At 66.5% G+C, this 10,469-nt stretch carries 9 protein-coding genes and 1 pseudogene; 5 read left to right on the top strand and 5 right to left on the bottom strand.

What is annotated here, in order from left to right; genetic code table 11:
• Positions 1-374 (top strand): annotated as a pseudogene (locus EV292_RS23405) (amino acid decarboxylase); the annotation flags it as partial.
• A gap of 124 nt (positions 375-498) precedes the next feature.
• Here the strand turns inward: EV292_RS23405 and EV292_RS20050 are convergent.
• From EV292_RS20050 to EV292_RS20035, 4 genes are read right to left on the bottom strand one after another with little or no spacing between them, the layout of a single operon-like run.
• Complete coding sequence (locus EV292_RS20050) at positions 499-1,251, bottom strand: class I SAM-dependent methyltransferase (protein ID WP_132911041.1); 753 nt, start codon at positions 1,249-1,251, stop codon at positions 499-501.
• Positions 1,248-1,907: a PIG-L family deacetylase gene (locus EV292_RS20045; protein WP_132911040.1), complete on the bottom strand. Its 660-nt coding sequence runs from the start codon at positions 1,905-1,907 to the stop codon at positions 1,248-1,250. The genes EV292_RS20050 and EV292_RS20045 overlap by 4 nt, the downstream gene beginning before the upstream one ends.
• A complete protein-coding gene (locus tag EV292_RS20040; RefSeq protein ID WP_132911039.1) occupies positions 1,898-2,872 on the bottom strand; it encodes an acyl-CoA dehydrogenase in 975 nt (324 codons plus the stop codon). The genes EV292_RS20045 and EV292_RS20040 overlap by 10 nt, the downstream gene beginning before the upstream one ends.
• Positions 2,869-3,906: a glycosyltransferase gene (locus tag EV292_RS20035; RefSeq protein ID WP_132911038.1), complete on the bottom strand. Its 1,038-nt coding sequence runs from the start codon at positions 3,904-3,906 to the stop codon at positions 2,869-2,871. The genes EV292_RS20040 and EV292_RS20035 overlap by 4 nt, the downstream gene beginning before the upstream one ends.
• 357 nt (positions 3,907-4,263) lie before the next feature.
• On the opposite strand from EV292_RS20035, the gene EV292_RS20030 reads away from it, so the two are divergent.
• The 3 genes from EV292_RS20030 (at position 4,264) to mgrA (ending at position 8,062) form a co-directional block, all read left to right on the top strand.
• Positions 4,264-5,595, top strand: a complete 1,332-nt coding sequence (locus EV292_RS20030; RefSeq protein WP_132911037.1) for a DUF4062 domain-containing protein — start codon at positions 4,264-4,266, stop codon at positions 5,593-5,595.
• Positions 5,592-6,566 (top strand): SDR family oxidoreductase, encoded by a 975-nt coding sequence (locus tag EV292_RS20025; protein WP_132911036.1) that lies wholly within the window; start codon positions 5,592-5,594, stop codon positions 6,564-6,566. The genes EV292_RS20030 and EV292_RS20025 overlap by 4 nt, the downstream gene beginning before the upstream one ends.
• A gap of 392 nt (positions 6,567-6,958) precedes the next feature.
• Positions 6,959-8,062 (top strand): L-glyceraldehyde 3-phosphate reductase, encoded by a 1,104-nt coding sequence (mgrA, locus tag EV292_RS20020; RefSeq protein WP_132911047.1) that lies wholly within the window; start codon positions 6,959-6,961, stop codon positions 8,060-8,062.
• Between the two features lie 160 nt (positions 8,063-8,222).
• On the opposite strand, the gene EV292_RS20015 is transcribed toward mgrA, so the two are convergent.
• Positions 8,223-9,350, bottom strand: a complete 1,128-nt coding sequence (locus EV292_RS20015) for an epoxide hydrolase (protein ID WP_132911035.1) — start codon at positions 9,348-9,350, stop codon at positions 8,223-8,225.
• A gap of 194 nt (positions 9,351-9,544) precedes the next feature.
• Here EV292_RS20015 and EV292_RS20010 point away from each other — a divergent pair, with 194 nt between their 5' ends.
• Positions 9,545-10,447: a LysR family transcriptional regulator gene (locus EV292_RS20010; protein ID WP_132911034.1), complete on the top strand. Its 903-nt coding sequence runs from the start codon at positions 9,545-9,547 to the stop codon at positions 10,445-10,447.
• The last annotated feature ends 22 nt before the right edge of the window (positions 10,448-10,469 follow it).

The raw sequence follows: 10,469 nt of genomic DNA, 5'->3' as shown, positions 1-10,469 counted from the left end.
CGCTCGGCACTACCCGCGCCGATCTTCGAGCGTTGGAGCATGCGCTCAGCGATCTCCTCGCCCGTCTCGAGGCCGAGCCTGACTTGCTGCCACCGATGGGATCGATACCGTCGGTCGCGACGCTGTCGGTTGACATGGCCATGCCCGGACCGCGCGCGCTGAACGGCCCGGCGGAGATGGTGCGATATGAAGACGCCGCCGGACGGATCGCAGCGGAGATGATCGTCCCGGCCCCTCCAGGCGTGCCTCGGCTCGTTCCAGGCCAGCGTATCTCGGTCGAGCACGTCGCCTGGTTGGTCGCGCAGCGTGACGCAGGTGCCTTTATCATGGACCCGGTAGATCCGACCGAAGCTACATTGAGAGTTGTTCGCTGACGTGACGCTTCCCGTTAAGCGACCTGATCTGGCATACGACTTCCGGTGGCATCGTCCGCCACGACGACGTAGCGTAAGGCGTTCACCAATAGAGACGAGCAGCAGACGAACGAAACGGCTACAGCTACGCGGGTACACCGCGGTCCATGATCCGGCCGCTCAGCGCTCGAGCTCGGTGCCCGTAACCGGATGCTCGTGCTTCTGCTGAAGCGGCCGACTTCGTACGGGCACCTAGGAGAGCAACTCGGCGGGACGCGCACAGGCGAGCGTCAGGTGCTAGAGGCTGGTCGGAACATCGCCGGTCTCTGAGATTGCAGGACAGCACGACCCAGCGTCTGGTCCGCCGCACAACGCGCACCTGCCAGCGGCGACCTGTAACTCGGAGGAAGGCACGCTGCAGATGCGGGGCATGCTGCGCGAAGTCGGGGTAGTCGACGCGGTGGTGCGCCAGGACCAGCATGCCGCCGGGCCTGAGCGCGGTGGCGACGTCCCGGGCGGTTCGCGCCATGTCGCGTGCGGATAGATAGTAGATGACTTCGGCCACGACGGCGATGTCGTAGCGCAGGCGTGGCAGTGCCGCAGGAACGATCAGCTTCAGCGCACGCGCTCGCCGCCGCCCTTTCAGCGCCCTCGCCACCAGAGTTGTGCCGCTCGCGGTGCCCTCTGTCGCGTCGAGACGTAGGGCGCGTTCAGCGATCGCCGCACTGTTGGAGCCGTTTCCCGCCGCCAGCTCGAGTACGCGCCCCCAGGGGCCTGGCCCCATGGCGTGCAGGATGGCACGACGCTTCAAGGCCTCGTCCCGGTTCGTGAACGTGGACCAGGGATCATCGTCATCGACGAACTTGCGATCGAACCCGTCAAGCGTGATCGGTCTCACTGCCGCACTTCCACAAACATTTCCTGTTGGCGCGTGAAGGCCGCGATCTGGCGACGGGTCATCGCAAAGCCTGCGGGATCGTCCATGATGCGGCCGGCCTGGGTGCGATAGCTGCGCACCGCTGCTCGTTTCGCGAGCCGCTCTTGCGCTGTCAGGAAGAGGCAGCAAGCGCCGGCTGGCTGCCGGCCCGCCGGCCACACGGGGTAAGCGAGGCGGCGCAGATTCGGGCGGCGCAGCGCCGCCACGCACGCCGCGACCGTACGATGGTCGGGATGATCGTCACTCGCCGCCGGCGCTGCGATCAACGCCGAGCCGACATGGCCCAGCGCGCGTGCGAGGCCGCGGCGGGCCGCGAAGATGCGTGTGTGGAGGCGACCGTCGGGAAGATCGAGAAACGTCATGGCCCCCGCAGCCACGCCGATCCGGCGCAGGGCACGACGGCTTTCCCGTCGCCGCTCCGCCACCAGTCGCTGACGTGGCCACCTGTGGCTATTTGGGTGCGAGGCAGCCCCGTCGGTCATTACAACCACCCGAACCGACACACCGCGCCGGCGCAGTCGAGACATCAGCGCATAGGCGCCGATCGCCTCATCGTCGGGATGGGGAGCGATGACCAGCAGACGTCGAGGCGCGCCGACGCGGAGTCTCACAGGCATGGCGTCAGCGTCCCCGTCGCCACTGCGGCGCCAACGATCATCCGCTGCGCGTCAGGCGCGGGCTGGCGCAGGTACATCGCCAAGTCGGTGATCGCTGCCGCGAGCGGATGATTGGCAAAGAGCGATTGCACCCCCACCGCCTGCTGGACGAGTTCAATCGCCGGGCCGCCAGCGGCGTAGACGGCAGCGCGCGCAGCGGCGACCAGCGGCAGGCGCTTCTCCTCTTCAGCGAACCAGCCGGCCGCGGCGGTACGGATAGCGCCGGTCGCCGTCTCGGCCAGACCGTAGAGCGCGGCGAGCCGTCCCGCTTGGTGTGGATCGCCCGCTCGGCCTGCAGCGATTAGATGCGCGGCGCTATGGTCGAGCAGCGCCGCGATACCGCCTGCCTGAACCGCCGCGAAACGCAGCGCGCCGCCGCTGAACCATGGCTCGCGTATGTAGTCGCCTGGCGAGCCGATCATGTCATCCGACGCAACCTTCGCGGCGTTCCATCGCACCACATGAGTCTCTGACCGCTGCATGCCTGCCACTCGCCAGAAGGAGCGATCGATCGACGGAGGGGTGCGGTCCAGATCGAGGAGCAGCAATTGTCGCCTGCCCTCGACATCAACGGTGACCAAGGCGTGGGACAGCAGGCCGGCACCGCTGGCAAAGCTCTTGCCTCCAGTCAACCGCCCACCATCCAGTCGCAGAGGTTCGCCCGTTAGATCCGCGTTCCAGACGCCGAAGGCAGCACCGCTCGCGACCGCCGCGGTCGCGCGGATACGCTGTGCCGTATCGCCGTAGCGGTGGATGATCTGCAACGCGTCGACATGCCCCTCCAGCAGTCGCCCGAGCGGCAGGTCGGCTCGGCCGACGGCGTAGAGAAGGCGCAGCAAACGCAGGAGAGTATCGGCATCTGCGGGATCCGCGAGGCCAGGCAGCAGCGTCGATCGTGCAGCCAGAGCACGGCGCAGGTCGCTCATGCCGCGCGCCGACCGGCGGTTATTGCTGCCAGCTCGAGCTCGGCGATCCCCAACGACACTCGCCGCATCCCACCGGGTGGGGTCGGAACGATCCGCATGGCGAAGGCCTCTGCGTTGGGGCAATCGCGGGCAACGCCGACAAGATGGTCGATCGTCAGTCCGACGGCGACCGACAGCGGAGCGAAGTCGGCCTTAGCAAAGGCGAGACGTGCAATCCCATGATTGCGGTACTGCCAAGCGGCGTCGCGAGGATGGGCCACGTCGATCGTGTCACCATCGCGGTCGAGCGTGCGAAGCGTGCCGGCCAATCCGTGCGCGACGCGGCCGAAGCGGCGATCGGAGGTGTGGACCACACACGCCGCATCGCGTCGCACGCGTAGGCCCGCACGTGCCGCGTCGTCGACCAACCGTCCATCCTCTCCGTTTGCCAGCGGCTCGAACCCGCCGAGGCTGCGGTAGCTGGCGACACGCAGCCCGAGGTTCGCGCCGCTTGCATAATGGTGCGTTGCCTTTCCCTCCCACTCTACCGCGTCGAGCGAGCGCCGCAGCCTATGAAGCGCTTCGTAATAAGCCTCCAGGCGGTCCAGCAACGGGTTCGATCGAGTGACGGTCCGCACTACCTTTCCAGCCACTACGTCAGCCTGGCGCAAGCCCGCCACCATCGCCTGCAACCAGTCGCACGATGGAATGCTATCCGCATCCGTCGTGAGCAGCACGCCCTCACCGATCAGGCTGCGGTCGCCCAGCATCATGGCCCGGTGCCGTGCGCGGCCCGCGTTTGCGTCGGATGCTGCCACCTCCTCAACGATCACGGGCATCGATGCGCGTGCGGCATAGTCGCATGCTAACGCGACGCTGGCGTCATCACAGCTATCGAGCAGCAGGCAGAGCCTAGGAGCAATGCCCACTCGCTCCAGTCGCTCCACAGCTGCAAAAAGCTTCGGCAGCTCCGCAGCTTCGTTACGAGCGGGCACGCAGATCGCGAGCGGCAGCGCCTCTACATGCGAGAACGACCTTGGATTGATCTTGGGCACTTACCTGAATTAGCGGGATCGCAGACGCGTTACGCTGATCTTGATCAGGTTGTAAGGCCGCTTGCTCCGGCGTGCAGCAGAAGCAGCTCGGAGCACAAAACAGCGGCGCTGGACCCCCTCTCAAGCGTGCGATCGAGCTGACTGTAAGAGGGCATCTCGCCTTCCTCGCGCATGACCCAGTTCCGGCCGTTCAGTGTACCGGGAGCGCTTCCCAACTTCGGTCATTCGTTAAGCCGATGGGCCCATGCAGACTGCTAACGGCTGAGCGGGCGACGATATGTTTCCGATCGCCGCAGGGCCGCGTATCACGGTCGCATGAAGATTTTCATCAGCTCTCTCATTTCCGGCTAGGGCCCGATTCGCGCCGCCGCTCGTCGTGCCGTCGAGACGCTGCGGCACACACCGATCATGGCCGAGGACTTCGGCGCCATGCCGAGCTCTCCGCAGGTGGCCTGTCTCCAGGGTGTCCGCCAGTCCGACATCGTCGTGCTTGTGCTCGGCGAGGGCTACGGGCCGGTGCAGCCGGGCTCGGGCCTGTCCGCTACCCACGAGGAATATCGCGAGGCACGCGGCACAAAGCAGGTGCTCGCCTTCGTCCAGCACGGCGTCGCGCCTGAGCCTCGGCAGGCCGAATTCATTGCCGAAGTCCAGGGTTGGGAGGGCGGCCTGTTTCGCGGCGGCTTCGCCGACGCCGAAGAGCTGCAGGGAGGAATAATCCGGGCGCTGCACGACGTGGCCCTTAACGAGGCGTTCGGCAGCGCCGATCCCGACGAACTCGCCGCCCGCGCGTCGTCGGTGCTGCCGGCCGAGAGCCGCAACATGGTCGTTCCTGCCACCGTCGACCTAGTCGTCGCCGCCGGTCTCCGCCAACAGGTTCTGCGACCGGTCGAGATTGAGGCACCGGCGCTCGCTGACCACCTCCTTCAAGCCGCGCTGTTCGGCCCCGACCGGCTGTTCTCCTCCGAACTCGGCAACCAGCGCCGGCTCGACGGCGGCGTGCTGTCGATGGCCCAGGAGGGCGGCGCCGCGCTGAGCCTTGCCGAGGACAGTTCGATTGTCATCCGGCAGCCGCTCGACCAGCCGCTTCAGCGCAATCCCCGCGGCATGGACCTCGGCGCGACGATGGTAGTGATCCAGGAGACGGTCCAGCAGCGCCTCGCCACGGCACTGGGCTTCGCCGAGGCCGTGCTAGACCGGATCGATGCGACCGAGCGCATCACTCACGTCGGCGTCGCCGCGCAGGTGGCCGGCGCTGAGCACCGAGCCTGGCGCACCCGGGCGCAGAACGACACCAGCCCCGGCTCGGTCAGCATGGGCATGGGCGCGCGTGACCGCGGCCCCGTTGTCAAGGTCGTGCGGCGAGCGGCGCTCAGGGTCAATCGCGCCCGGCTCGTTGTGGATCTGCTTGTGCCTCTGAGACGGCATTTTCCGTGGGATGACAACGTCGACCCATGTCTGCAATGGGCGCTTCCGGCCCCCTGCCCTCTCGTGCCGAGAACCCACAAGCGGTCATTGCGCTCTCGAGATCGTTCTCCCACCTTCCGACGCTTGCTCATCCCAACTTTTCCATCTGGAGGTGCCCGCGGCACTCGACTGCCAACCCGGACCGCTCGCCTGAGCGCGCCAGTCGGAACGGCGACGCCCCCGGATCGTCCGGCTCCTGTCGATCGGACGAGGCAGCAGACATGACAGGCAGAACGACAGCGATCCGGGTGGTCATCACCGGAGCATCGAGCGGGATCGGCGCGGCGACCGCTGTCGCCTTCGCCCGGCGCGGGGCGCATCTGGTACTCGCCGCGCGCGGCGTCGCCGGGCTGGAGGATATCGCCGCGCGCTGCCGGGCTTCAGGCGGCGAGGCGCAGGTCCAGATCGTCGACGTGACCGATGCCGACGCCGTCGCGCAGCTGGCCGCCACAGCCCGCGACACGTTGGGCGGGATCGACGTGTGGTTCAGCAACGTTGGGGTCGGCGTCGTCGGCCGCTACGAGGACGTGCCGATCGCCGAGCATGCGCAGGTCGTCACCACCAACCTCGTTGGCCATATGAACGATGCGCATGCGGTGCTACCGATCTTCCTGGCGCAGGATCATGGCATCTTCATCAACATGATCTCGGTCGGCGCATTCGTTTCCACGCCCTATGCGGCGGCCTATGCGGCGAGCAAGTTCGGGCTTCGCGGGTTCAGCGAGGCGCTGCGCGGCGAGATGTCGAAGCACCCGCGGATCCATATCTGCGATGTCTTTCCCACCTTCGTCGATACGCCGGGAATCGATCACGCCGCCAATCACACCGGCGCGAAGCTGTCGCTGCCGCCCGGCTCGCTGGCGCCCGAAACGGTGGCACAGGCGGTGGTGCGGCTCGCTGATCGGCCGCGCAACACCACCGTCGTCGGTGCGCCCGCCCTCGCGCTAAAACTGAACCAGCTCCTAGTCCCCAACCTGTCAGCCGCGCTCATGAACGGCTTCATGGATCGTTGGACGCGCAAGGCCGATCCGGGCGCGGATGGCAGCGGCGCACTGTTTGAGGCCCCCGCCTACCCAGCCGGCATCGATGGCGGACGACGCCATCCGGAGCGGCGCCGCACCGCCGCCGTGCTGGGGATCGGCGTCGCGGAGGTCGCGCTGGTGGCCCTAAGTGCCGGCGCTTGGCGACGCCGGTAGCCGATCCGCCGACGACGCCCGATGGTCGCTACCTGGTGGTGCGCGGGCGCTTGTGGCGCAAAAGCGACCCCGCGCTCCCGCCCGACACGCGGCCGGCGCTGGTCAAGGAATTGATGGCCGCGCGTCGCTCGGTGCAGAGCGCGCTGCGCCGCGACGATCCCGTCGCGCTCCGCGCCGCCCGCGCGCGCGTCGACGCGGCCAAGGTCGCGCTGTGCGAGCGCGGCCCGGTGTGGTGGACCGACGGCGCGCCCGACCTCAACCGCCGCCTAGCACGCAACACCGGCTATGCCGACTGGTACGCACAACTCACTACATCCGCCGCGCCGGGTCGACACGCCCCGGCTGGAACCCGCGTGCCTTCGTGCGTTAACCTGTTAAAAACAGGAGCCTCCATGCCCTTTACCCCGCCCTATGCCGCATCTTTCGACCGCTATGACGGCCGGATGCCCTACCGCCGTACTGGTCGAAGCGGTCTGCGTCTGCCCGCGATCAGCCTCGGCATGTGGCAAATTTTTGGCGGCGCGGACGTGTTCGAGACTGGCCGCGCGATCCTGCGGCGCGCCTTTGACCGCGGCGTCACCCATTTCGATCTCGCCAACAATTACGGCCCGCCTTACGGATCGGCAGAGGAGAATTTCGGGCGCGTACTCGCCGCCGATCTGCGTGGTCACCGTGACGAACTCGTGATCTCGACCAAGGCCGGCTGGGACATGTGGCCCGGCCCGTACGGCGACATCGGCTCGTCGCGGAAATATCTGATCGCCAGTTGCGACCAGAGCCTGAAGCGGATGGGGCTCGACTATGTCGACATCTTCTATTCGCACCGCGTCGATCCGGCGACCCCGCTGGAGGAGACGATGGGTGCCCTGGTCCAGCTCCACCGGCAGGGCAAGGCGCTGTACGTCGGCATCTCCTCCTACGATCCGGGACTGACCCGCAGGGCCGCGCAGATCCTCGCCGAGGAGAGGGTGCCGCTGTTTATCCACCAGCCGAGCTATTCGATCCTCAATCGCTGGATCGAACGCGAGCTGCTTGCCACGCTGGATGACCTCGGCACCGGCTGCATCGCCTTCTCGCCGCTGGCACAAGGCATGCTGACCGACAAATATCTGCACGGCACCCCGCAGGGCGCACGTGCCGGCCGCGGCGGCTCGCTGTCGCAGGGAATGCTGTCCGACCAGAACATGGCGGCGATCCGTACGCTCAACGACATCGCGGCGGGGCGCGGGCAGACGCTGGCACAGATGGCGATCGCATGGGTTCTGCGCGATCCGCGCGTCACCTCCGCGCTGATCGGAGCGCGCACGGTCGAACAGCTCGATGGTTCGCTCGATGCGGTGAAGGCGCTCGACTTCTCGTCCGACGATCTTGCCGCGATCGACAAGGCGGCCGAGGACGGCGGGATCAATCTCTGGGCTGAATCATCCGACATCACCGTCCTGCCCTCAGCGCAGGGAGCGCCCGCCCGCTTCCCCACTGCGCCCCGACTTGAATGAGTGACCGCGAACCAGCACGATCACCTCCACCAGCGCGTCCTTGCATCCGAGCGGCATCGAGGGCGCGCCAGGTAGGCTCGCGACTGTCAGATTGGCGAGCGCCTCCACCTACGAGCTTCAGCAGCCTTGAGCACCTCGTAGGAGAGCGGCGCCCGCGGCGTCATCGAACGTTTTCCACGAAGGCGCGAAGATCGGCCAGCAGCAGATCGGGCTGTTCGAGCGCCGCGAAATGGCCGCCACGTTCCATGTCCGTCCAGGACTCGATCCTGTAGCTGCGTTCGGCGAGCGCGCGCGGCGGAAGCGGGAAGACCGGATCGGGGAACGCCGCCACCCCTGTAGGAACGGTGACGCGCGAGCCGGCCGGGAAAACGTGGGAGCCTTCCAGGACCCGCCCACGATAAAGCCACGTCGACGTGACGAACGATCGTGGCGCCACGTAGAGCATGATGTTGGTGAGAAGTAGATCCTCGTCGAAGGCAGCCCAGAGGTCGGGACGACCGGCGTCGTCGCGAGCAACGTCCGCCCAAACGCCGAACTTCTCGAGTATCCAGGCGGCGACACCGACCGGGCTGTCCGACATGGCGATGCCGAGCGTCTGAGGGCGGGTGCTTTGTTCGAGGAAGTAGCCGCGCTCCTCCCCTGCCAGCTTGCTGACGCGCTCGCCCCAGGCCTTCTCTTCGGCGGTCTCGGGGTCAACGCCGTCTGCCTGCGCTGTCATCATGTTGATGTGGAGCGCGGCGACGCGATCGGGATAGTCGTGAGCCATCCAAGCGCCGACGGCGCTGCCCCAATCGCCGCCCTGAACGATATAGCGCTTACCCGGGAAAAGCTCGCGCATCAGCCTGTCCATCAGCGCGGCCGTGCGTCGCGGCCCGATGGGCGCGTCTGGACGGCCGGAGAACGCGAAGCCGGGCAGCGATGGAACGACAACGTCGTGCCCGTCTTCCGCCAGCGGATCGATCAGCTCCTCAAACTCGATAAACGACCCGGGCCAGCCATGTAGGAGCAGGATCGGGAGCCGCGAGCCGTCTCCGCGCGCCCTGACGAAGTGAAGCGTTTGCCCGTCAACATCGGTGAGATAATGCTGCCGCCGATTGAGTTTTGCTTCTTGAGCGCGCCAATCGAAGGTCTTTATCCAATTATCAACGAGGCGTCGAAGATCAGTAAGGCCTACGCCAGACTTCCAGCCGCCGGCATCGGGAAAATCCTTCCACTCGAAATCTTCGATCTGCCGACGGATCCGAACTAGGCGGTCATCTGATATGGCGATTCTAAATGAACGGGTCATGTTGCATCTCTTCCTCGTGGACCGATCCGTCGCTAAACTATTCCGATATAAGCGCGGCTCGTCGCGCAGCGACGGAATGCCGGGCGGCGCTCGTTCGTTGGTCGGCCAGCCGCGTGGCCGGTACAAACTTAAGCGCTGGAAAGGGTCGAGACTATTGGTGCAATCGTGCATGGTCCGGTAAGCGTGTCTGGACAATGAACCTCGACCTCAACGCTCTCAGTACGCTCGCGGCGGTTGCTCGCGCCCGCAGCTTCAGGGGCGCGGCCGATCAGCTCGGCGTCACCCGCTCGGCGGTTAGCCAAGCCGTCCGCAAGGTGGAAGACGTGCTGGGGGTGGCGTTGCTGCGTCGGACGACGCGCAGTGTCGCGCTGACGGAGGCGGGCGAAGCACTGCTGGATCGCGTCGCGCCGGCGCTCGCCGACATTGAAGCGGCAGCTACGGCCGCAGCTGCCCATGAAGGCAGGCCTGCCGGCCTTCTGCGCCTCGCGGTATCTTCTATCGCGGAAACCTTTCTGTCGGGAGACCTGCTGGCGTCCTTTCGCGCCGCCCACCCGCATGTGCGTCTCGATGTTCTCGTTACCGATGCCAGGTTCGATATCGTGGCACGTGGGTTCGATGCTGGCGTGCGGCTCGGTGAGGTGATCGAACGCGACATGATCGCGGTGCCGGTGAGCGAGGAGCAGCGCCAGATCGTCGTTGCCTCGCCCGCCTACCTGGCAGCGGCCGGAACACCGCTTCACCCGCGCGAGCTGACACAACACCGCTGCATCGGCTGGCGTTCGTCCGAGGGCACGGCTCCCTATCGCTGGGAGTTCAGCGAGCTCGGGCGCGACTTCGCCGTCGAGGTCGAGCCTGAAGTGACGAGCAATGACATGCCGCTAATGGTGAAGATGGCGCTCGCCGGCAGCGGCTTGACCATCGGCATGTCCGAGACATTCGCGCCGTGGCTGCGCAGCGGAGAACTGATTGAGGTGCTAAGGCCGTTCTGTCCGCCACTTCCGGGCTTCTTCCTATACTACCCCAGCCGCAGCCACATGCCGCTCAAATTACGCGCCTTGGTGGATCATGTGGCCGAATGGCGGAACGGGCGAAGATGAACGCAATTTGATCGCGAGTTGC

Origin of the sequence: Sphingomonas sp. BK235, assembly GCF_004345855.1 — a bacterium.
Lineage (GTDB): Bacteria > Pseudomonadota > Alphaproteobacteria > Sphingomonadales > Sphingomonadaceae > Sphingomonas.
Note: the sequence above shows the minus strand (reverse complement) of the source record. Positions and strands in the feature narration are given on the sequence as shown.